This is a genomic window from Streptomyces sp. NPDC021020 (assembly GCF_044333285.1).
Lineage (GTDB): Bacteria > Actinomycetota > Actinomycetes > Streptomycetales > Streptomycetaceae > Actinacidiphila.
This window is the reverse complement of sequence record NZ_JBIRQQ010000004.1, coordinates 104,516-127,368: the sequence shown is the minus strand read 5'-3', so window position 1 is coordinate 127,368 and position 22,853 is coordinate 104,516. Positions and strand designations below refer to the sequence as shown.

Below are 22,853 nucleotides of genomic sequence, written 5' to 3'. Positions count from 1 at the left end.
GATGCTTGAGGACGAGACGGTGACCGTGCTGGACCGACGGGACGGGGTCGCCGGGGAGCTGGCGCTGCGGCACCGCGGCGGCGCGGGGACGTACGAGATCATCGCGAACGGCTGCTTCCTGATGGACACCTCCGACGGGCGCTCCGAGCGGCTGCTGGTGGACGCCGCCCGGGAGGCGCTGGGGCCCCGGGCGGCGCCGGGCGTGCTGCTCGGCGGGCTCGGGGTCGGGTTCTCGCTGGCCAGGGCCGCGGAGGCGGACTGGGGGCGGATCGCGGTGGTGGAGCGCGAGGAGGCGGTCGTGGCATGGCACCGCGACGGGCCGCTCGGGGCGTACTCCGCGGGCGCGCTCGACGACCCGCGGGTGGTGCTGGTCCTGGACGACCTGCTCGCCCACCTGCGCGGCGGCGGGGAGCCGTACGACGCGCTGTGCCTGGACATCGACAACGGGCCGGACTGGACAGTCACGGAGAACAACGGCAGTCTCTACAGTCCCAGCGGCCTCGACGTATGCCGGAACCGGCTGACACCCGGCGGCGTCCTCGCAGTGTGGTCGGCGCAGCCGTCGGCCGCGTTCGAGGACGCGCTGCGGTCGGCAGGATTCGAACGGGTTCGCACCCTGGAGATTCCGGTGGCCCGCGGGGTGCCGGATGTCGTGCACCTGGCACACCGGGCGGCTTAGCTCAGCGCTGGTGTGATGGTCACGGCGGCGCCCCGCCCCGTACGCTGCCGGGTAGCCAGGACGATTAATGGGGCGGATTGTGGACGGCACGCAGACGACCGGCGCGCAGCGCCGGGTGCTGGTGGTCGAGGACGACCAGACGATAACGCAGGCCATCGCGGCCCGCCTGCAAGCCGAGGGCTTCCAGGTGCGCACCGCGGGCGACGGCCCGGCGGCGGTCGAGGCCGCCCGCTCCTGGCAGCCGGACCTGCTGGTGCTGGACGTGATGCTGCCCGGCTACGACGGCCACGAGGTGTGCCGCCGGGTGCAGGCGGACCGGCCGGTGCCGGTGCTGATGCTCACCGCGCGGGACGAGGAGACCGACATGCTCGTCGGCCTCGGGGTGGGCGCCGACGACTACATGACCAAGCCCTTCTCGATGCGCGAGCTGGCCGCCCGGGTGCATGTGCTGCTGCGCCGGATGGAGCGCGCGGCGACGGCCGCGCACAACCCGCGCGGCGCCGCGATCCACCTCGGCGACCTGGAGATCGACCACGCGCAGCGCCGGGTCCGGGTCGCGGGCGCGGACGTGCACCTGACCCCGACCGAGTTCGAGCTGCTGGTGTGCCTGGCCCAGCAGCCCAAGGCGGTGCTGTCGCGCGAGCAGCTGCTGGCCGAGGTGTGGGACTGGGCCGACGCGTCCGGCACCCGTACCGTCGACAGCCACGTCAAGGCGCTGCGCCGCAAGATCGGCGCGGACCGGATCCGTACCGTGCACGGCGTGGGGTACGCGCTGGAGACGCCGCCGGCGTGAGTCGCGGCGAGAGCGTGACGAGCCGCGGGAGGGCCGCGCGCGCCGGGCGGGGCGGCCTGCTGGGGCGCTGGTGGCGGCAGGCGTGGGAGGCGCTGCGGCCCTGGGACCCCTTCCGCTCGATCAAGGCCGCGCTCGCGGCGCTGGTGCTGGTGTCGGTGCTGATCACCACCGGGCTGGTGTTCCTGGCGATCCACTCGGCCACCGGGCTGCGGGTCATCACGATCTTCTCGATCATCGCCTCGCTGCTGATCACCCAGATCGTCGCCGACAACCTGACCGCGCCGCTGCGCGAGATGACCGCGGTCGCGCGTGCCATGGCGGGCGGCGACTACAGCCGCCGGGTCGCCCGGACACGCCGGGACGAGGTCGGCGAGCTGGCCGAGACGTTCAACCGGATGGCCGCCGACCTCGCCGCCGCCGACCGGCACCGCAAGGAGCTGGTGGCGAATGTCTCGCACGAGCTGCGCACGCCCATCGCGGCGCTGCGCGCGGTGCTGGAGAACGTCGTGGACGGCGTGTCGGCCGCCGACCCGGAGACGATGCGGCTGATGCTCCAGCAGACCGAGCGGCTCGGCAAGCTGGTCAGCCAGCTGCTGGACCTGTCGCGGCTGGACAGCGGCGCGGTGCGGCTGGACGCCAAGCGGTTCGAGGTGTGGCCGTACCTGTCGGCGGTGCTGAAGACCGCGAGCCTGGGCATGGGCTCGGGCGGCTCGCGCTCCCGGGCCCGTGCGGACGTGCCGCTGCACCTGGACGTCGCACCGCCGGGCCTGGTGGCGTACGCCGACGGGGAGCGGCTGCACCAGGTGGTGGCCAACCTCGTGGACAACGCCGTCAAGCACAGCCCGCCGGGCGGCCGGGTGACCGTACGGGCGCGGGCCGGGGCGGCGCCGGGGTCGCTGGAGCTGGACGTCGTGGACGAGGGCCCGGGCATCGCGGAGGCGGACCGGGTCCGCGTCTTCGAGCGCTTCCACCGCGGCTCCCAGCCGGGCGGCGACGGGGGTACGGGGCTGGGGCTCGCCATCGCGCGCTGGGCGGTCGACCTGCACGGCGGCCGGATCCAGGTGGCCGAATCGCCCCGCGGTTGCCGGATCCATGTCACCCTTCCGGGGAGAGGCACGGCAGCGCCTTGACGTGCTCGCTCCGGCGGCGCCCGCAGTTCATGCGACGTTCATCCCGGGCACAGCGGCCACATCCGGTCGGACAACCCTCAAGAGGGACCAATTTCCCGCCATGAACGCCTCCGAAACCAGATTTTCGGTGTGACGTACACGACGACTGGCCCCCGGGCCTGCGACGCAGGGCCAGGTAGGCGTAGCCTTTATTTCCGCTGTCCACCATCTTGTGAAGCGGAAGAGGGCGGTTGCCGCCGTGTCGCCACAGTCCCCCAATAGCTCTAGTGTCACGACCGACCACGAAGCGCAGGGCGAGGGCCCCGCAGGGGGTTTCGGCCCCAACGAGTGGCTGGTCGATGAGATCTACCAGCAGTACCTCCAGGACCCGAACTCGGTAGACCGAGCCTGGTGGGACTTCTTCGCCGACTACCGGCCGGACGGTTCGGCCGCTCCGGCGGCCCCCGCCGGCCAGGGCGGCGCCTCGGGCGCCGCGGCCCGTGCGAACGCCGCTCCGGCGCCCGCCGCCGTCCCCGCGGCGCCGCCGGCCCCGGCCGCCGCCGCGCCCGCGCAGCCCCCGGCTCCGGCTCCGGCCCCCGTGCAGCCCGCGGCCCCCGCCGCGCCGGCTCCGGCGCCGGCCGCCGCGAAGCCCGCCGCCGCGAAGCCCGCGAAGGCCGCCCCCGCGGCCCCGGCCGACGCCGCCGGGCCGGAGTTCCTGACGCTGCGCGGCCCCGCCGCGGCTGTGGCGAAGAACATGAGCGCGTCGCTGGAGCTGCCCACCGCCACCTCGGTGCGGGCCATCCCGGTGAAGCTGCTGTTCGACAACCGCATCGTCATCAACAACCACCTCAAGCGCGCCCGCGGCGGGAAGATCTCCTTCACGCACGTCATCGGCTACGCCATGGTGCAGGCGCTCAAGGCGATGCCGTCGATGAACCACTCCTTCGCGGAGAAGGACGGCAAGCCCACCCTGGTCAAGCCCGACCACGTCAACCTGGGCCTGGCCATCGACCTGGTCAAGCCGAACGGCGACCGCCAGCTCGTCGTCGCGGCCATCAAGAAGGCCGAGACGCTGAACTTCTTCGAGTTCTGGCAGGCCTACGAGGACATCGTCCGCCGCGCCCGCACGGGCAAGCTCACGATGGACGACTTCCAGGGCGTCACGGCCTCGCTGACCAACCCCGGCGGCCTCGGCACCGTGCACTCCGTGCCGCGCCTGATGCCCGGCCAGTCGATGATCCTCGGCGTCGGCTCGATGGACTACCCGGCGGAATTCCAGGGCACCTCGCAGGACACCCTGAACAAGCTCGGCATCTCCAAGGTCATGACGCTGACCAGCACGTACGACCACCGGGTGATCCAGGGCGCCGCCTCCGGCGAGTTCCTGCGGATCGTCAGCCAGCTGCTGCTCGGCGAGAACGACTTCTTCGACGACATCTTCGCGTCGCTGCGCATCCCGTACGAGCCGGTCCGCTGGCGCACGGACATCGACACCGCGCACGACGACGACGTCACCAAGGCCGCGCGGGTCTTCGAGCTGATCCACTCCTACCGGGTCCGCGGCCACGTCATGGCCGACACCGACCCGCTGGAGTACCGCCAGCGCAAGCACCCCGACCTCGACATCCTGGAGCACGGCCTCACGCTGTGGGACCTGGAGCGGGAGTTCGCGGTCGGCGGCTTCGCGGGCAAGTCGCTCATGAAGCTGCGCGACATCCTCGGCGTGCTGCGCGACTCGTACTGCCGCACGGTCGGCATCGAGTTCATGCACATCCAGGACCCCAAGCAGCGCAAGTGGATCCAGGACCGCATCGAGCGCCCGCACGCCAAGCCCGAGCGCGAGGAGCAGCTGCGCATCCTGCGCCGACTGAACGCCGCGGAGGCCTTCGAGACCTTCCTGCAGACGAAGTACGTCGGCCAGAAGCGCTTCTCGCTGGAGGGCGGCGAGTCCGTCATCCCGCTGCTGGACGCGGTCATCGACGCCGCCGCCGAGTCGCGGCTGGACGAGGCCGTCATCGGCATGGCGCACCGCGGCCGGCTCAACGTGCTGGCGAACATCGTCGGCAAGTCGTACGCGCAGATCTTCCGCGAGTTCGAGGGCAACCTCGACCCGAAGTCGATGCACGGCTCCGGCGACGTCAAGTACCACCTGGGCGCCAACGGCACCTTCACCGGCCTGGACGGCGAGCAGATCAAGGTCTCGCTGGCCGCGAACCCCTCCCACCTGGAGGCGGTCGACCCGGTCCTGGAGGGCATCGCCCGCGCCAAGCAGGACATCATCAACAAGGCCGGCACCGACTTCACCGTGCTGCCCATCGCGCTGCACGGCGACGCGGCCTTCGCCGGCCAGGGCGTCGTCGCCGAGACGCTCAACATGTCGCAGCTGCGCGGCTACCGCACCGGCGGCACCGTGCACGTGGTGATCAACAACCAGGTCGGCTTCACCGCCGCCCCGGAGTCGGCCCGCTCGTCGATGTACGCCACCGACGTGGCCCGCATGATCGAGGCGCCGATCTTCCACGTCAACGGCGACGACCCGGAGGCCGTGGTCCGCGTGGCGCGGCTGGCCTTCGAGTACCGCCAGGCGTTCAACAAGGACGTCGTGATCGACCTGATCTGCTACCGGCGGCGCGGTCACAACGAGTCCGACAACCCGGCCTTCACCCAGCCGCTGATGTACGACCTGATCGACAAGAAGCGCTCGGTGCGCAAGCTCTACACCGAGTCGCTCATCGGTCGCGGCGACATCACCCTGGAAGAGGCCGAGCAGGCGCTGCAGGACTACCAGGGCCAGCTGGAGAAGGTCTTCACCGAGGTCCGCGAGGCGACCGCCGCGCCGGCCGAGCAGGAGCAGTCCGGCGGCCAGTCGCAGTTCCCGGTGTCGGTGCCGACCGCGGTGTCCTCCGAGGTCGTCAAGCGCATCGCGGCCTCGCAGGTCAACATCCCCGAGCACGTCACCGTCCACCCGCGGCTGCTGCCGCAGCTCCAGCGCCGCGCGGCCATGGTCGAGGACGGCACGATCGACTGGGGCATGGGCGAGACGCTGGCGATCGGCTCGCTGCTGCTGGACGGCACCCCCGTCCGGCTCGCCGGCCAGGACTCGCGGCGCGGCACCTTCGGCCAGCGGCACGCGGTCATCATCGACCGGGAGACCGGCGAGGACTACACCCCGCTGCTCTACCTGTCCGAGGACCAGGCCCGCTACAACGTCTACGACTCGCTGCTCAGCGAGTACGCGGCGATGGGCTTCGAGTACGGCTACTCGCTGGCCCGCCCGGACGCGCTGGTGATGTGGGAGGCGCAGTTCGGCGACTTCGTCAACGGCGCGGCGACCATCGTCGACGAGTTCATCTCCTCGGCGGAGCAGAAGTGGGGCCAGACCTCCGGTGTGGTGCTGCTGCTGCCGCACGGCTACGAGGGCCAGGGCCCGGACCACTCGTCCGCCCGTATCGAGCGCTTCCTCCAGCTGTGCGCCCAGAACAACATGACGGTGGCCGTCCCGACCACCCCGGCGCAGTACTTCCACCTGCTGCGCTGGCAGGTGCACAACCCGCACCACAAGCCGCTGATCGTCTTCACCCCGAAGTCGATGCTCCGGCTGAAGGCGGCCGCGTCGAAGGCCGAGGACTTCACCACCGGCACCTTCCAGCCGGTCATCGGTGACCACTCGGTCGACGCCGAGGCCGTCCGCAAGGTCGTCTTCTGCTCCGGCAAGGTCTACTACGACCTCGTCGCGGAGCGGGCCAAGCGCGGTGCGGACGACGTGGCCTTCATCCGCATCGAGCGGCTGTACCCGCTGCCCGGTGTGGAGATCCAGGCGGCCATCGCGCCCTACACGAAGGCGCAGAAGTTCGTGTGGGCGCAGGACGAGCCGGCGAACCAGGGCGCGTGGCCCTTCATCGCGCTCAACCTGATCGACCACCTCGACCTGCTGCTCGGTGCGGCTCCCGACAACGCGGACCGGCTCCGCCGCGTCTCGCGCCCGGCGTCCTCCTCCCCGGCGGTCGGCTCCGCCAAGCGCCACCAGGCGCAGCAGGAGGAGCTGGTCAACGAGGTCTTCGAGATCTGACCCCGGCACTGCCGAAACGGCGGGTGGCCCGTACCGGTTCTCCGGTACGGGCCACCCGCCGTTTCGGGCGTCCGCGGGCGTCCTCGGCCGTCAGGTGGTGAGCGGTTCGAAGTCCCAGTAGGGGCGGGTACGGGAGCGGGCCGCCACGGTGTGCGGGTGCTGCGCGCCGAGGGTGCCGGACAGGATGGCCAGGGCCTCCTCCTCGGCCTTGTCCGCCTCGGGCCGCCGCCGCAGGTTGCGCAGGTCGGTGGCCAGCGCGATCCGGCAGGACAGCGTCAGCGGGTGGTCCTTGCCGAGCGCCGCGGTGGCGCGGTCCGCGGTCGTCCGGCTCAGCTCCGCGGCGCCCTCGGGGTCGCCGGCGAAGTTGCGGGCGGCGGTGGCGTTCAGGGCGCAGCCGAGCGTCCAGGGGTGGTCGGGGCCGACCGCGGCGGTCATCGTGACGAGCGCGGTCTCGATCTCCAGTTGGGACTGCTGGCGTTCGCCCGCCGCCCGCAGGATCAGCCCGTGGTTGCCGAGGAGTCCCGCGGTGTAGGGGTGCTCCTCGCCGAACTGGGCCCGGTGCTCGCGGAGCACGAATTCGCCCAGCTCGCGCGCCCGGTCCAGATCCCCGTGCTCGCGTTCGAAGGCCGAGTAGCTGGCGGCGACCCGCAGCGTGAGCGGACCGGTGTCGCCGAAGACCCGCTGGCAGCGCTCCAGCAGCCCCGCCATCAGCGCGGCCGCGCGCGGCCGGTCGCCGCCGCGGTAGTAGCACAGCGAGAGGTTGTGCTCGGCGCGCAGCGTCTGCGGGTTGTCGGCGCCGAGGACGGTCCGGTGGACCTCGCAGTTGCGCTCCTGGACGGACGTGGCCTGCTCGTAGCGGCCCAGCAGGCGCAGGTCCTGCGCGAAGTGGTTCTCCGACGACAGCGTCCAGTTGTGCCGGTCGCGCAGCAGCTCGCGGCGCGCCTCCATGGTCTCCTGGTCCAGCCGCAGGGCCTCGTCGTAGCGGCCCAGCAGCCGGTAGGTGAGCGCGATGTTGTTCTGCACGTTGAGGGTGCGCGCGTCGCGCACCCCGACCAGCTCGCGGTAGCCGTCGCGGGCGAACTCCAGCAGCCGCAGGGCCTCGTCGTACCGCGCGAGGCTGCGCAGGTCGGCGGACAGGTTCCCGGCGGCGCGCAGCACCAGCAGGTCGCGGTCGCCGCGCTCCTGGCGCAGCCGGTCGTACGCGTCGCGGTCGATGGCCTCGGTCGCGCGGATGTCGCCGGTGGCGCGCATCAGGTTGGTCTGGTCGTGGACCAGGTCCCACAGCTTGCGGTGGCCGGCGGGCAGCAGCCGCGGCCATTCCTCGGCGGCGACCTCGGCGATCTGCAGGCCGGTGCGGTACTCACCCGACAGGTAGAGGTAGTGCAGGCAGTTGAGCACCATGACCTGGATCTCGGGGTTGGTGCTCGCGAGCGCGCCGGACGCCTCCAGGTGCGGCACGATCTCGGCGTAGCGCGGCCACAGCCGGGAGTCGGACGGGCGGGCCGGGTCGGCGGCCGCGAGGATCTTGCGGACGACGCGGGAGTAGTCGCTCTGCTCGTCCTGCGGCATCTCCGCGCGTACGGCCTGGTGCACCAGCCGGTGCATCTGCACGATCTCGTTGGTCCCGACGCCCTCCTCGGCCGCGGTCTCCTGCGGGTCGACCTGGATGACGGACCACTGCGCGAGCTTGTCGATCGCGTTGTTCCACAGCACCGAGTCGCCGAGCAGCCCGGCGAGCTTCTCCGGTACGTCGCGGATCTGCATCTCGCGCAGCAGCCGCACCGGGATCGGGCCGGGAGCGAAGAAGACGCACAGCCGCAGCAGGTCGACGGTCTCGGGCTTGTCCTCGCGCAGCCGGTTGAGCAGTATCGAGAAGGCCGTGTAGTAGGTCATCTGGAAGTCGGCGGCGACCTTCAGGCCCGGTTCGACGTCGGCGCCGCGGCGCAGCAGCTCGATGTACTCGTCCACGGGGGTGTTGGAGTCGTTGAGCGCGCCCGCGTTCTGGTCCAGCGCGAGCGCGAGGTCGCCGAGGGCGTCGGCGAGCCGGTCGGCCTCGGCCTCGTCGAGCCGCGGCGCCCGGCGGCACACGAAGGCCACCGACTCGACCCGGTCGTAGACCGGCACCTCGATGAGCGAGCTGTTGTGCTCGCCCCACTCGCGGTTCTGCGAGGTGATGAGCACATGGCCGGGGCCGGACGGGACCAGGTCGTAGACGTCGTCGGGCTGGTCGGCGCCGTCCAGGACGACCAGCCAGCGCCCGTACGGCTCGCCTCGGCGCAGCGCGTCGCGTACCGCGCGCAGCCGCTCGCCGTACTCGCGCCCGGTGACCAGGCCGAGCGCGGGCGCGAGCCCGGCCAGCTTCTCGCGCAGCGTGGCGCGCTCGGCGGCCCGCACCCACCACACCGCGTCGTACTCGGTCTGGAAGCGGTGGACGTACTCGGTCGCGATATGCGTCTTGCCGACGCCGGACAGGCCGTAGAGGGTGACGACGGCGGCGCCGGGGGCGGCCTGCTGGAAGCTGGAGTGCAGCGCGCCGAGGACCTCCTCGCGGCCGGTGAAGCGGGTGTTGCGGCGCGGCACCCCGCCGTAGACCTCGGGCTGCTCCAGCGGGAAGCGCGGGCCGCGGATGCCGCCGAGGGTGTCGCCCGCGGTGCCCCGCACGGGGGTGATGCCGAGCCGGGCCAGCAGCCTGCGCTCCGCCTCCAGGGCGCCCAGATTCCACAGGTCGGCGGCGCCGAGGGCGGCGACGGCGCTGGGCAGCGCGGCGGAGGTGACCGACACCGCGGCGAAGCGCTCGCTGTTCGGCGGGACGACCCGGCGCAACGCGGTGTTCCACTCGTCGTGGGTGCGCGGGCCCAGGCGGAAATACCACTCCGACAGCACGATCAGCACTCGGCCCTCGGACAGCAGCAGGTCGCTCAGGGCCTCCTCGATGCTGCTCTCCGGGGTGATGTCGAGCCGCTGTGGCACGGCCCGTACGCCGTGCCGCTCCAGCCTGCTGGAGATCCAGGAGGCCCAGGCACGGTTGTAGCCGGCGAAGCTGATCGTCACCGGTCCGCGTGCGGGTGCCGCCGCGGTGCTGCGCCCTCCGGGCATTGGACCGTCTCCCTCGTGTGCTGCATGCGCCGTTCTGACGGGCCGACAGGCGGCCTGGGCCAGAAACTACACTGATTGATCCCCCGTTGACGCGACGTCATGCCGCTTCGCGGACGTTCCGGTCACTTCGGACCACCCTTCGGTCACCGCCCCGGTGGCGGCCTGGCACCGGCGGCCGGGTCCGCACCGTCAGGACGCCTTGCGGCGCCACATGACCCGGGCGGTCTCGACGTAGGAGGTGGCCCTCGCCAGATAGCCGTCCGGCGGGGTCGTCTCCTTGAGCCGGGCGTGGTGCGCGGCCATCGACGTGACCAGGGTGCGGCCCTGCGGGGTGAGCCGGCTGGAGCCGAGCAGCTGCGGCAGCGCGGCCTCCACCTGCTGGCGGCAGCGGCTGTGGTCGGCCCACGCGGCGTCCCGGACGGCGGGCGGCGCGCCGCTCAGCGCGACGCGCTGGTGGAAGTCGGCGAGGGCGAGATGGGCGTACGCGCCCTGGAAGAGCCCGTCGAACGGCCGGGGGTCGGGCCGCCAGGGGGCCCAGTAGCGGGCCTCCTCGCCCGCGGTGTGCAGGGCTGTCGCCGCGGACAGCGCCAGCAGCTTGGTGTGCTGGAGTTCGTGGACGATCGTGCCGGCCAGCTGCAGGCCGCTGTGCGGGACGCTGCTGAGCACCGCGCCGAAGGCGTCGCCCCGGGTGGCGCTGGAGCGCGCGGTGGGCGAGCCCGCCAGCGGCACCAGGCAGTCGAGCAGCAGGTCGGCCTCCAGGGCGCGGCCGCCGCCGCCCAGCCGCAGCCACGGCCGGGCGTCCTGCCAGGCGGTGCGCCAGCGGGCGTGCTGGCCCGCGTCCAGGAGGCTCGCGACGGACATGCCGTACGGGTTCGAGGTGTGCTCCTCGGCGCGGTACGGGTCGGAGTCGTCGACCGTGACGGGCCGCCCCGCCGGGCTCCACAGCGTCCTGATCGGCCGCCAGGCCGCGGCGGCCGAGCGCCACACGCCGTCCGGGCCCCGCCGTACCTCCACCCGCCCGTGCCCGGCGGGGGCGTCCCGGCCGTCCGCGGGCGCGGGGCGCAGCCACAGCCGGCTGCCCTCGCCCGTCACCCGTACGGCAGCGGGTCCGTCGCCGACGGTGCAGCTCCCCAGCGTGGGCAGCACCAGCCGGCCGCCGTGCACCGCCACGTCGGCGGTGAAGCGCAGCCCGGCGAGCGCGGCGGCGGCGACGGCGAGCGCCCCGAGGTGGGCGAGCAGGGCGGCGGGTGAGGGGCCCGGCTCCGCCGCGGCCGCTTCCGGCACGGTCAGCGCGCGCAGGGTGCGCTCGGCCCAGGCGCCGGTCAGCGGGTAGTCGACGACGCGGCGGGCGGCGGCCGGGTCGGCCTGCTCGGCGGCGGCCAGCAGCCGCCAGTCGGCCAGGACGCGGGCCGCGGCGGCGGGCGGCAGCACCGCCGGCGGGGCTTCGGCGACGGTGTCGAGCAGCGCGCGCAGCATCAGCCTCCGGCGGCGGCGCTGCCGGTCCACGAGCAGCTCCAGCGCGGCGGTGTCGCCGCCGGTGGTGCCGAGGCTGCGGAGCAGGGCATCGGGTACGTTCACCGGACTGTCTCCCGGGGGGCGTGGCCGCCGGATCCGGCGCCCGCCGCGGCGGCGAGCCGGGCGCCGATGTGGCGGATCAGGAACGCGAGGTCGGCGCAGTAGACGGAAGGGTTGCGGAAGCCCTCGCCGGCCAGGTAGCGGTGGGCGTAGTGGCCGCCTCCGCAGACGGTCACCAGCGCGCAGGCCCGGCAGGCCGGGCCGAGGGCGGCCAGGCCCGCCTGGCGGGCGGCGACGCCGGGGTGGGCGAGGACGTCGTCGAAGCTGTGCCGGAAGACGTCCGTGCCGGTGGCCGCGGCGCCCTCGTACGCGGACTTGAGCGAGTCGACCTGCTCGATGCTGCCGTCGGTCTCGACGACGACCGCGGTGAAGGGCTGGAGCCCCAGGCGTTCGATGGCGGCGGGCACCCCGAGCAGCAGCGCGACGCACTCCTCGAACAGCCGCACCCGGGTGCGGCGCCGGTCGGCCTGCCACCAGCGGTCGAAGACGGCGGTCAGCCAGCGGCCGTACGGGGCGGGGTCGCCGGGCGGCGCGGGAAGGCCCGGGGGCGGGGCGGACCAGTTGCCGTGCGGCAGCAGCAGGTCGATCGCGGGCGGTGCGAAGTCCAGCAGCGACTCGTAGACCTCGACCGGGTCGTACCGCAGGTCCACGACGCTCAGCACACCGGCGTACGCCTCGGGCGCGGTCCGGGCGAGCAGCCGCAGCCCGGCGGACGCGGCGGGCCAGCCGGGCCGCCCGGCGTGGTCAACCCGCGCGGCGTTGTGGGCCGCGCGCCCGCCGTCGAGGCTGACGCCGACGCCTATCCGCGCGGCGGCGAGGGTGCGGACGGCGTCCGCGGTCAGCAGCGTGGCGTTGGTCTGGACGACGGCGTGGACGGTCGCCGGGACCGTGCGCCGGACGAGCTCGACGTCGGCGGCCAGCCGTTCGGCGCCCGCCAGCAGCGGTTCGCCGCCGTGCAGGACGACGGCGACCTCCCGGAGCCCGTGCGCGGCGGCGTGCTCGGCGATGCGTTCCGCGGTGCGCCGCACGACGCCCTCGGTGGGCTGCCGGGGGCGGTCGCGCCAGCCGTGGTCGGGGCCGGCGTAGAGGTAGCAGTAGGTGCAGGCGAGGTTGCACCGGCTGTGCGTCTTGAGGATGAACTGCCGTATCGGTACGGGCGTCGGGCGCGGCCCGCCCGTGTCGCCGGCCCGCGGCTCTTTCCCCGTCGCCTGGTGCGCCACTCTCCGCCTCCCCGTCCCGGTCGGCCCCCCGTTGGCCCCGCGGTGATTCCCGCCGGGCCGCCCGCCGCAAACGCCCGCCTCCGCTTTTGGCCGTAAGGAAGCGACGACCGTCCTGTTAAGGGCGTTCCCGGGCGGGCCGGGTGCGCCGGAGGTGCTTCGGGGAGCGCGGTGGGGCCCAGGTGGCCGGACAGGTCCGCCGGGGCGCGGTCACCTCGCGTCAGGCGGTCGCGCGGGAGAACCCGTCGTCTCCGCTTCCCGCGTTGTCGAACCCCCACAGCGCCCCGCCGTCGGAGGCGGCGACGCGCTCGCGCAGGTCCTCCACCAGGGCGGCGAGCACGGGGTGGTCGACCGTGCGCAGGGACTCCAGGTCGAGGGCGAGGACGTCGGGGGCGGGGTCGGGGGCGTGCGGGTCGGAGTCGTGCGGGTCGGTGTGCATCGCGGCCCTCCGTCGGGGGTCGAGTCGGTGTCAGACGTCGTTGCTCAGGGCCGCGAGCCGTTCCGCGGACCGCCGGCCGGCCGCGCCGCCCTCGTCGGGCAGCCTGCGCCACCAGGCCGCCGCGGAGCGGTAGGCGTCCGTCGCGGCCCGCCTGCGGTGCGCGGCCTCGTTGACCGCTCCACGCCAATGATGCGCCTGCGCGGACAGCCGCACCATGGGCAGCGGATCGGCGGCGGCGGACGCCGCGGACGCCGCGGCCTCGGCGGCGCGCCGGTAGGCGTCGTCGGCGAGGTCGAGGCGTTCGGCCCGCCCGGTGTACCCGTGGGCCAGCCGGTGCACCTGCCCCAACTCGAAGGCGATACCGGCGATCTGGGCGGGCTCGACGGCGGGTTGCGCGGCGCGGCCGAGCACCCACTCCGCCTCCCGCAGGTCGACGAGGTCGCCCTCCGCGGTGTAGCGGAGCACGAGCGCCCGGCCGAGCATCAGCAGCCGCCACGGCAGCCGCGGATCGCTCTCCGGGGTCTCGGTGCGGCATTCGCGCAGCACCTGCACGGCGGTGTTGACGAAGGTCTCGCCGCCGGGGAGCCCGGAGCGGTCCAGCAGGACGGCGCCCCACTCGGCGACCAGGCCGCTGTATTCGGGCCGGTCGCGCGGGGTGAGCCGGCAGGCCTCGGCGAAGCGGCCCGCGGCGGCCTCCAGTTCGCCGGGCGGGCCGCCCTCGGCGTAGCGGGCGGCGCGGATCCGGCCCGCCCGGGCGTGGATCGCGGCGCGTTGCAGCCGGTCGCGGGTCAGCCCGAGCGCCCGGTCGACGTGCCGCTGCGCCTCGGGCAGCCGGCCGCCGGCCGCGAGCAGCGCGTCGACGAGCGCGAGCAGCACGCGGATGACCTGCTCGGGCGCCGGGCCCGCACCCTGCGTACCACCGGAGCCACCGGCCGAGCCGGCCGAGGCAGCGGCGCCCGCACCCTGCGTACCACCGGAGCCACCGGCCGGACCGGCCGAGGCAGCGGCGCCCGCACCCTGCGTACCGCCGGAGCCGCCCGCGCCCGCCTGCTCCAGCTCCGCCAGCGCCGCCGCGAAGGACCGTGCGGCCTGCTGCGCGCACACCTGCTCGTGCTCCCGGTCCGGCGCGGCGCCGGCCAGCCGCAGCAGCGCGCGGCCGTGGGCCATGGTCAGTTCGCTGGGGCGGGCCTCGGCGGGCGGCCAGGCGTCGGCGAACGCCTCCAGCATGCCGACGGTCTCCTCCAGCAGCGCGGTGTCGCCGCTCAGCTCCCACTGGCTCTCCAGCACCTGGACCCGCTCCAGGGTGGCGCGCAGCACCCCGCCCGCGTCCAGGCCCGGCGCGGCGCACACGGCGGTCAGCTCGCGGTCGGCGCGGCGCAGGTGCTCCAGCGCGCCGCGGACGTCGCCGACCGCGGTGCGGTCGTCGGCGGACGCGCGCAGCACCCAGGCGCGTATCTCGCGGGCGCGGACGGAGCCGGGGTGCGCGGCGGCGACCTCGGAGGCCTCCTGCGCCTCGCGCAGCAGCGCGGGGCTGCGGCGCAGCCGCCACAGCCGGATGAGCTGCTCGGCGAACTCGCTCCACAGCTCGGGGTCGGTGGCGTGCCGGCGCTCCTGCCGGGTCGCGGTGCGCAGCAGCCCCACCGCGTCGATCAGCTTCTGCACCCGGTCCTGGGCCAGGAAGGCCGCGACCAGCTTCCTGGCCTCGGCCAGCGCGGCCGCGACGCCGCCGGTACGGCCCGCGGCCGCGGGCCCGCCGGCGGGAGCGCCGCCGCCGGTGCCGTCCGGGGCGTCCGTGCCGTCCGGCGCGACGAAGCGCTCCAGCACCCGCGCGGCCACCTCGGCGAAGGGCTGGGAGCCGTCGGCTCCGGCGGTGCCGCCCTCGGCGAGCGCGGCCGCGCGCGCGGCGGCGGCCACGGTGGCGTCGGCGACCGGGTCGGCGGGCCCGTCCGTGAGCTGGTCGACGGCCATCGCGAGGAAGTTGGGACCGCCGCGGCCGAAGCGCTGCTCGACGTACGCCGAGCAGTGCTTGAGCACCAGGGCGGCCTCGTCCCTGCCGAGCGGCAGCAGCAGCTCGTCGCGTACGCCGGGCGTGAACTCGTACCACCGGTGGTCGTCGCCGTCGGTACGCGCCACCAGCCCGCTGAGCAGTACCTCGGCCAGTTCGGCGGGGCCGGACAGCGGCAGCATGGTGCGCTGGACGATCTGCATGACGGGCAGGAAGAGCGGCGCCGCCGAGAGGTAGACGGCCAGGTGCGAGGCGGCGGGCGAGGCGGAGGAGCGGAAGGTCTCGACGAGCGGGCCGGGCGCGGGCACGGCGCGGCGCGGGCGGCCGGGGCTCGCGGGCTGGTCGGAGCGCACCCAGCCGACCGCGGCGGGCACCTCCCCGGCGCCCGTCCCGGCCAGCAGCCGCGCCCACGCGCCGAGCGCCTGGGCGGTGGGCGGCAGTACGGGCACGGGCAGCGCGTCGCCCGCGGGCGGGGTGGTGAAGCCCCCGGCGCCGGCCGAGAAGCGCAGCGCGGCCGCGGGCAGCGGCCCTTCGGCGCGGTGCAGCACCCCGTAGGACACCGGCAGCCGGGTGCGGGCCCACAGCCGGGTCGGCAGCGGCTGGAGCACGGCGACGGGCCCGTACGCGGCGAGCCGGTGCAGCAGCCGGTGCGCCTGGCCGGAGCGCCACAGCGGGCCCACGCAGTCGCTGACCAGCAGGGTGATCCGGCGTCCCGTGGGGTCGCCGAGCTGCTCGGCGGAGCGCCGTTCCGCGGGCTCGGGGTCGAAGTGCCGGCTGACGGCGGGGCTGCCCTCGGGCCCGGCGTGCAGATAGCGGACCTGCACCTCGTGGAAGGCGCCGAGACGTTCGAAGACGCCGCCGAGGTCGCGCAGCATCCGCTCCCACACGTACATCGACGAGGACGCGTCCATCAGCAGTTGCATGGTCGCGTTGCCGCGCCGCACCGGGCGGAAGACGGGCAGCAGCAGGCCGCCGGCCCGGGCGGTGCGCTCGGCGGTCGCGGATTCGTCGAGCACGCTGCGCAGCGGGCGGGCCGGGGTGTGGTAGCGCTGCAACGGGCGCAGTGCGGCCTGGAGTTCGAGCAGCCGGGGCAGCGCGGGCGCCTCGGGCACGGCGACGGCGACGCCCGCCGGGCCGGCCTTGGCGCGGCCGGTGTCGCCGCCGCCCGGGTAGAGCTGCAGGACGGCGGGCGGCTCGTCCTCCGGGGGCGCGAGCCGGCTTCCTGCGCCGTCGCTGCCGTCGGCGGGCACCTGCGGCAGGTCGCCGGGGGTGCCGGCGCTGCGGCCGCCGGCCGGCGGCCGCCCGGCGGGTCCGGGCTGCGGGACGGGTTCGCGCGCGGTGGGCTGCGACCAGCGGGCCAGCCACAGGGCGTCGGCCAGCTCGTCCTCGCCCGGGGCCAGACCGGCGCCGCTCAGCCGGCCGACCAGCTCGGCGAGCGGGTCGGGCGGGCCGTCCCGGCCGGGGTCGGCGGGGCCGGGCGGCGCGGGGGTCTTGTGCTCGGCGTCCACGGGAGCCTCACCTGGGCCGGTCGAGCCGCTGGATGAGCATGTCCGCGAGCCGGGAGCGGGTGGGGGGCGCGGCATGGTGGGTGAGGTAGATCGCGTTGAGCAGCTGGTCGGTGGCCAGCAGCTCGCTGCGGGAGCGCTCCAGGAAGCGGGTGACCAGCTCCTCGCCGAGTTCGGCCGCCTCGTCGCCGAGGTGGGCGCGCACCACGGTGGACAGCCGGTGGTGGTCGGGGCGGTCCAGCTCCAGGTGGATGCAGCGGCGCAGCAGCGGCGCCGGGAAGTCCCGCTCCCCGTTGCTGGTGAGGATCACGAACGGGAAGGCGTGGCAGCGGACCCTGCCCTCGCTCACGGTGACCTTGGCGCCGTCGTCGGTCATGACGTCGACGTGCGGTTCGCGCTCGGCGAGCCGCTCCAGTTCCGGGATGCCGTACTCGCCCTCCTCCATGACGTTGAGCAGGTCGTTCGGCAGGTCGATGTCGCTCTTGTCCAGCTCGTCTATGAGCAGGACGCGCGGCTTCCTGGTCGGCAGCAGCGCGGTGCCGAGCGGGCCGAGCCGGATGTAGCTGCCGATACCGCCGGGCGGGGCCGTCCCGGAGTTGGCGGCGATCTGGGTGTCCTGGAGGCGGGCGATGGCGTCGTAGCGGTAGAGGCCGTCCTGGAGGGCGCTGCGGCTGACGATCGGCCAGTGCAGTACCCGGCCGAGGCCCAGCTCGTGCGCGACGGCGTGCGCGAGGGTGCTCTTGCCCGAGCCGGGGCTGCCGGTCACCAGCAGCGGGCGGCGCAGGTACAGCGCCGCGTTGACCATCTCCAGCTCCTCGGGGCTGGGGCGGTGCATCTCGGCCATGTGCCGGAAGGCGCCGAGGCGGCGTGCCGACGAGCTGTCCGGGCCGGGGCCGGGCGCGACGAGCGGGCCGCCGTCGAAGTCCCGCCAGGGCGGGGGGTCGGGCAGCGCGTCGATGCGGGTGTGGGGTTCGCCGGTGCCGCGGTAGATGAGCCAGTCGCCGGCCTGGCCCCCCGGCGCCGCCTCCGCCACACCTGCGGTGTCGGCCGTCTCACTCACCCCGGTACCTCGCCTCCGTCGTCACGGTGCCTCCAATAGGTCGTCCGCCCCCGGCAGGGGGCGGGTGGGATCCGTGCACAGCATCGTCAGCCCGGTCGCCCAGTAGCTCTCCGGCACCTTGCGCGCCACCTTGGCCCGCAGGTCGGCGAGCGCGGCCGGCAGCCGGCCCGCGGTGCGCGCGACCCGTACCGTGTGGGCCACCCCGCGGTGGAAGTCCGCGCACAGCATGTCCTCGCCCACCGGCTCGTGGCGCCACAGCGCGACGCCGTAGCCGCTGAGGAAGACCCGGTTGAGGGCGTCGTGCGCGGTGTCCGCGCTGCGGCACAGGACCGGCAGCGTGTCGTTCGGCCGGGCCCGCAGCGCGTCCTCGTCGGGCAGCTCGCCCGGGACACCCTCGTCGCAGTCCAGCACGTCGGGGCGGGGCCGCTGGGTGGTGAGCGCGCTCCAGCGGGCGGCCCGGCGGGCGGCCTGCCCGGCGTCCTCGGCGGGCGTGTCGGTGCGCCGGATCACGACCGGCCGGTCGGGGGTCAGCGTGCCGCCGCCGGGGCCGAACGGCCAGTCGGCGGCGGCGAGCGCGATGAAGTCGCCGGGCACCGCGAGCTGCAGCGGGGCCAGGACGCGGGCGGAGTCGCAGCGGCGGAAGGCCTCGCGCAGCGGCTGGCGCAGGGTGCCGGGCAGCGCGGCCAGCTCGGTGCGGAAGCCCTCCTCGACGACCTGCACCCGGCCCTCCGGGTGCATCACGGTGACCCGCCAGTCGAAGCGGCCCGGCGCCCAGCCGTCCGGGAAGAGCTGGAGGATCGCCTCGGGCCCGCTCCACTGCTCGGGTGTGAGGTCGACGCCCGTGCTGCCGCGGGAGCCCGCCCGCGCCCGCCGCTCCTCGCCGAGCGCGTAGCGGAAGACCCGGTCCAGGGCGGCCTCCCCGGCGTGGCCCTCGGCCCACTCCCACACCGCGGGCTCGGCGGGGTCGTCGAGCTCGCCGAGCCGGTCGGCGGTCGCGGCGAGCACCGCGTAGCGCAGCACGGCCTTCATCTCGGTGGTGCCGCGGCGCAGTTCGTAGAGCAGGCCGAGGCCGTCCCGCCAGGAGCGGGGGGCGAGGTCGACCTCGAAGGAGGTGCCGCGGGAGTCCTCGACGATCTTGCGCAGGGTCTCGGCGTCGGTGGGCGGCGGGAGCTGGGCGAGCAGGCCGAGCAGCTTGGTGCGCAGCCCCGGGGTGAGGGCCCGGCCGGCGCACGCGTCGATCTCGCGGTGGACGTCCGTCCAGGTGTCGGCGCCGCGGTTGACGGAGTTGTGCCGGTCGGCGTGGTAGAGGTCGTGCGCGGACGTCACCCGCTGGTAGAGGTCGGCGGACGGCTCCGGCCGGCTCCGGTCCGCGGCAGGGCCCCGCTCGGCGCCGGGCAGCCGCCGTAACTGCTGGACGGGGACGGCGAGCCCGCCGTCCTGGTGCGCGGTGCGCTGCGCCTTGACGACGCCGATGACCTCGCCGCGCACCAGGTCCAGGATCGGGCCGCCGGAGACGCCGTGCGGGATCTCGTCGTCGCCGAGCCGCAGCATGCTGCCGAGCTGGCCGCGGACCGTGCAGCGGCCGTCGACCGCCTCCACGTCGCCGGTCAGCTCGGTGTAGCCGAGGTACGCGACGAGGCCGGCGGGGTAGGTGCGCGGGGTGCGCTCGCTGAGGTACACGCACGGGTGGTCGACCGGGTCCAGCAGCCGCACCAGCGCCAGGTCGGGCGCCGGCCAGGAGCCGCGGCCCTCCCACACGGCGGGCTCGGCCCACTCCACGACGCCGTCGAGCATCCGGTCGCCCCAGCCGACCGTGACCTTGGCCTCCGCGGCTTCGACGGGCTCCCCGGCCACCGCCTCCTCGGGCGCGCCGCCCGCTCCCGCGGGCTCCCCCGGTGCCCGGCTCACCACATGGGCGCAGGTCAGCACCCACTGGGGCGCCACGAAGAAGCCGCTGCCGTAGAGCGGGTGCCCGGCCGCGGCCCCGTGGATGCGGACGGTGGCCCTGCGGGCGAGCGGGACGAGGTGATCGGCCGGGTCTGCGGCGTCGGACGGGTCGGAATCGGCGCTGTGCGGTGTCACCCCGTCCCCCTCACGCCGTCGCTCGCGTCCCCCTCCGGGGCTGCTCCTATCCTTGCGGTTGTACGTCCTGTCCGTCCCCGTTCTCCGCAGTTCTTCCCCGTCCTGTGACCGTCCCACCCCTGTTCTGGAGCAGATCTTGTACTTCACCGACCGCGGCATCGAGGAACTCGCCGACCGGCGCGGAGAGGAGGAGGTCACGCTGGAATGGCTGGCCGACCGCCTCCGCGAGTTCGTCGACCTCAACCCGGAGTTCGAGGTTCCGGTCGAGCGGCTCGCGACCTGGCTCGCGCGCCATGACGAGGAGGACGACGCGGACGCCTGAGCCGGCGGTTCCGGCCCCGGCCTGCGGGGGCCGGCTCCTTGACAGGCGCGGGACGCGATATATCGTGTTACTCAGAGCAGACGCGATATACCGCGTCCTGCCCCCAGCCAGGAGGCACACGATGACCGACCGCACCGTCAGCGAACCCGGCACGTTCGAGTTCGAGGGCGCCCTCGACACGCTTTGCGTCCGCATCGTCGGCGGCGCCGTCAACGTCGTGGGCACCGGCGAGGGCCCCGCCCGGATGGAGATCACCGAGCTGGTGGGACCGCCGCTGATCGTGACGCAGAAGGGCCGCACCCTGACCGTCGCGTACGAGGACCTGAACTGGAAGGGCTTCCTCAAGTGGCGCGACCGGCACGGCTGGCGGCGGCGCGCGGTGATCTCGCTCGCGGTGCCGCAGCAGACCTCGGTGGAGGTGGGCGTGGTGACCGCGGGGGCGGTGATCTCCGGCATCAGCGGCTCCACCGTGGTGCAGGGCGTCAACGGCGACACCACCCTGGTCGGCCTCACCGGCCCGGTGAAGGCGCACACCGTGGCGGGCAACGTCGAGGCGCAGTCGCTGTCCGGCGACCTGCGGGTCAACACCGTCAGCGGCGACCTCACCGTCGTCGAGGGCAGCGGCCCCGGCGTCCACGCGGACTCGGTCAGCGGCTCCATGGTGCTGGACCTCGACCCCGCGGCCGGCGCGGACGTCCACCTCACGACGGTCTCCGGCGAGATCGCCATCCGCATCCCCGGGCCCGGCGACGCCGACGTCGAGGCGAACACCACGAGCGGCAAGGTCTCCTGCGCCTTCGACGAGCTGGAGGTCAGCGGCATGTGGGGGACCAAGCGCATCACCGGCCGGGTCGGCGACGGCGGCACCCGGCTGCGCGCCACCACCGTCTCGGGGGCCATCGCCCTGCTGCGCAGGCCGCCCCTGGAGGACGCGCCCTCGTTCCGGAAGGACCACTGATCACCATGGCGCCTGTCTTCGCCCACGGCCGGCTGCGGCTGTACCTGCTCAAGCTCCTCGACGAGTCGCCGCGGCACGGCTACGAGGTCATCCGGCTGCTGGAGGAGCGCTTCCACGGCCTGTACGCCCCCTCGGCCGGCACGGTCTACCCGCGGCTGGCCAAGCTGGAGAAGGAGGGCCTGGTCACGCACTCCACCGAGGGCGGCCGCAAGGTCTACGCCCTCACCGACGAGGGCCGGGCCGAACTGGCCGCGCGGGCCGACGAGATCGCCGGCCTGGAGGCGGAGATCCGCGCGTCGGTCTCCACGCTGGCCGCCGAGATCCGCGAGGACGTCCGCGGCGCGGCGGGCGATCTGCGCCGCGAGGTGCGGGCCGCCGCCCAGCAGGCCAGGACCAAGCCGGCGGACACGGGATATCCGTACCGCGAGGCGACCAGGGAGTGGAAGGAGCAGGCCAAGCAGGCGCGCGAGGAGAGCCGCCGGGCCAGGGAGGAGGCGCGCGCGGCGCGCAGCCAGGCGAAGGCCGCGCGGGACGCGATGGACAGCGCCCGCGACGAATTCCAGCGCATCGCGCACCAGGTGCAGAGCCAGGTCCAGGAGCACACCCGCACCGGCGACTGGCAGTCCGGCCTGCGCGAGGGCCTGGCCGAACTGAGCCGCGAGCTGGGCAGGTTCGGCATCCCGGGCGCCGGTACGGGCGCGGGTACGGATACGGGTACGGACGCGGGCACCGGCGCCGGTACGGACGACGCCGACGACGCTCCCCCGTCCGACAACCCGGTGCGCGACCTGGAGCGGCTGCTCGACCGCTTCCGCGACGACGTGCGCGACACCGCCCGCGACCACGGGGTGACGGACCCGCAGCTGCGCGAGGTCCGCCGCCACCTGAAGGCGGCGGCGGCCCGTATCGCGGCGACGCTGCACGGGGGCGGGAAGCAGCCCTGAACGGCCGGGCGGGCGTCAGCGGTTGGTGAGCACGATCTTCCCGAAGACGTCGCCGCTCGCCAGCCGCTCGAAGCCCTCGCGCGCCCGGTCCATCGGCAGCACGCTGTCGACGACGGGGCGTACGCCGGTGAGCGCGCAGAAGCTGAGCAGGTCGGCCAGCTCGTCCTTGGAGCCCATGGTCGAGCCGACGACCTTCAGCTCCAGGAAGAAGATGCGGTTCAGCTCCGCGGCGGGCGGGTTGGGCCCGCTGGTGGCGCCGGAGATGACCAGCGTGCCGCCGGGGCGCAGCGACGTGACGGAGTGCGACCAGGTGGCGGCGCCCACTGTCTCGATGACGGCGTCCACCCGCTCCGGCAGCCGCGTACCGGGCTCCACGACGGCGTGCGCCCCGAGCTCCAGGGCCCGCTGCCTCTTCCCCGCGTCACGGCTCGTTGCGTAGACTCTCAAGCCTGCGGCACGCGCGAGCACGATCGCGGCCGTCGCCACCCCGCCCCCCGCTCCCTGCACGAGCACCGCGTCCCCGGGGCGCACCCCGGCGTTGGTGAAGAGCATCCGGTAGGCCGTCAGCCACGCGGTGGGCAGGCACGCCGCCTCCTCGAAGCTCAGGTCGGCGGGCTTGGGCAGCACGTTCCACGCCGGCACGCTCACCAGCTCGGCGAAGGTGCCCTGGTATTTCTCCGTCAGCAGCGAGCGCCGCTCGCGGGGTCCGACGCCGTGCCCGGTCTGCCCGATGACGGAGTGCACGACGACCTCGTTGCCGTCCTCGTCGATCCCGGCGGCGTCGCAGCCGAGGATCATCGGCAGGCTCTCCTCGCCCAGCCCCACCCCCCGCAGCGACCACAGGTCGTGGTGGTTGAGCGACGCGGCCCTGACCCGTACGGTCGTCCACCCCTGCCGCTGCTCCGGCTCGGGCCTCTCGCCCGACTCCAGCCCGGAGAGCGGCTGCTCCTTGTCGATGCGCGCGGCATACACAGCAAACATGCCCGCACGCTAACGCACG

The 22,853-nt window shown here is 74.6% G+C and carries 15 protein-coding genes; 7 read left to right on the top strand and 8 right to left on the bottom strand.

The window, feature by feature from the left end; genetic code table 11:
* Position 1: 1 nt before the first annotated feature.
* The 4 genes from ACH4SL_RS12565 (at position 2) to ACH4SL_RS12550 (ending at position 6,650) form a co-directional block, all read left to right on the top strand.
* Complete coding sequence (locus tag ACH4SL_RS12565) at positions 2 to 679, top strand: spermidine synthase (RefSeq protein WP_398444324.1); 678 nt, start codon at positions 2 to 4, stop codon at positions 677 to 679.
* A 67-nt stretch (positions 680 to 746) separates the two neighbouring features.
* Positions 747 to 1,472, top strand: a complete 726-nt coding sequence (locus tag ACH4SL_RS12560; RefSeq protein ID WP_398444322.1) for a response regulator transcription factor — start codon at positions 747 to 749, stop codon at positions 1,470 to 1,472.
* 14 nt (positions 1,473 to 1,486) lie between these two features.
* On the top strand, positions 1,487 to 2,602 hold the full coding sequence (locus ACH4SL_RS12555) for an ATP-binding protein (protein WP_398445296.1): 1,116 nt from the start codon (positions 1,487 to 1,489) through the stop codon (positions 2,600 to 2,602).
* Positions 2,603 to 2,840: 238 nt separating this feature from the next.
* Positions 2,841 to 6,650, top strand: coding sequence for a multifunctional oxoglutarate decarboxylase/oxoglutarate dehydrogenase thiamine pyrophosphate-binding subunit/dihydrolipoyllysine-residue succinyltransferase subunit (locus ACH4SL_RS12550; protein ID WP_398444319.1), 3,810 nt, complete (start codon positions 2,841 to 2,843; stop codon positions 6,648 to 6,650).
* A gap of 90 nt (positions 6,651 to 6,740) precedes the next feature.
* Here the strand turns inward: ACH4SL_RS12550 and fxsT are convergent, their stop codons facing one another.
* The 7 genes from fxsT to ACH4SL_RS12515 all read right to left on the bottom strand — a co-directional run bounded on the left by fxsT (position 6,741) and on the right by ACH4SL_RS12515 (position 19,629).
* Entirely contained in the window at positions 6,741 to 9,746 is a 3,006-nt protein-coding gene (fxsT, locus tag ACH4SL_RS12545) for an FxSxx-COOH system tetratricopeptide repeat protein (protein WP_398444317.1), read from the bottom strand.
* A 189-nt stretch (positions 9,747 to 9,935) separates the two neighbouring features.
* Positions 9,936 to 11,324 (bottom strand): aKG-HExxH-type peptide beta-hydroxylase, encoded by a 1,389-nt coding sequence (locus ACH4SL_RS12540; RefSeq protein ID WP_398444315.1) that lies wholly within the window; start codon positions 11,322 to 11,324, stop codon positions 9,936 to 9,938.
* The gene (locus tag ACH4SL_RS12535) at positions 11,321 to 12,469 is read right to left on the bottom strand and encodes an FxsB family cyclophane-forming radical SAM/SPASM peptide maturase (RefSeq protein WP_398445294.1); all 1,149 of its coding nucleotides are present in this window, start codon (positions 12,467 to 12,469) and stop codon (positions 11,321 to 11,323) included. The genes ACH4SL_RS12540 and ACH4SL_RS12535 overlap by 4 nt, the downstream gene beginning before the upstream one ends.
* A 289-nt stretch (positions 12,470 to 12,758) precedes the next feature.
* A complete protein-coding gene (gene fxsA, locus ACH4SL_RS12530) occupies positions 12,759 to 12,977 on the bottom strand; it encodes an FxSxx-COOH cyclophane-containing RiPP peptide (protein WP_398444313.1) in 219 nt (72 codons plus the stop codon).
* 30 nt (positions 12,978 to 13,007) lie between these two features.
* Positions 13,008 to 16,490: an SAV_2336 N-terminal domain-related protein gene (locus tag ACH4SL_RS12525; RefSeq protein ID WP_398444311.1), complete on the bottom strand. Its 3,483-nt coding sequence runs from the start codon at positions 16,488 to 16,490 to the stop codon at positions 13,008 to 13,010.
* Positions 16,491 to 16,497: 7 nt separating this feature from the next.
* Positions 16,498 to 17,547 (bottom strand): AAA family ATPase, encoded by a 1,050-nt coding sequence (locus ACH4SL_RS12520; RefSeq protein ID WP_398444309.1) that lies wholly within the window; start codon positions 17,545 to 17,547, stop codon positions 16,498 to 16,500.
* 21 nt (positions 17,548 to 17,568) lie between these two features.
* A complete protein-coding gene (locus ACH4SL_RS12515; protein ID WP_398444307.1) occupies positions 17,569 to 19,629 on the bottom strand; it encodes a trypsin-like peptidase domain-containing protein in 2,061 nt (686 codons plus the stop codon).
* A 136-nt stretch (positions 19,630 to 19,765) separates the two neighbouring features.
* Between ACH4SL_RS12515 and ACH4SL_RS12510 the strand changes: the two genes are divergently transcribed.
* The 3 genes from ACH4SL_RS12510 (at position 19,766) to ACH4SL_RS12500 (ending at position 21,853) form a co-directional block, all read left to right on the top strand.
* Positions 19,766 to 19,951: a DUF6104 family protein gene (locus tag ACH4SL_RS12510; protein WP_398444305.1), complete on the top strand. Its 186-nt coding sequence runs from the start codon at positions 19,766 to 19,768 to the stop codon at positions 19,949 to 19,951.
* A gap of 121 nt (positions 19,952 to 20,072) precedes the next feature.
* Positions 20,073 to 20,909, top strand: coding sequence for a DUF4097 family beta strand repeat-containing protein (locus ACH4SL_RS12505; protein WP_398444303.1), 837 nt, complete (start codon positions 20,073 to 20,075; stop codon positions 20,907 to 20,909).
* A 5-nt stretch (positions 20,910 to 20,914) separates the two neighbouring features.
* Positions 20,915 to 21,853 carry a PadR family transcriptional regulator gene (locus ACH4SL_RS12500; protein ID WP_398444300.1) on the top strand — a complete coding sequence of 313 codons (939 nt, stop codon included), beginning with the start codon at positions 20,915 to 20,917 and terminating at the stop codon, positions 21,851 to 21,853.
* A gap of 15 nt (positions 21,854 to 21,868) precedes the next feature.
* Here the strand turns inward: ACH4SL_RS12500 and ACH4SL_RS12495 are convergent, their stop codons facing one another.
* Positions 21,869 to 22,834: a zinc-binding dehydrogenase gene (locus tag ACH4SL_RS12495; protein WP_398444298.1), complete on the bottom strand. Its 966-nt coding sequence runs from the start codon at positions 22,832 to 22,834 to the stop codon at positions 21,869 to 21,871.
* Positions 22,835 to 22,853: the final 19 nt, after the last annotated feature.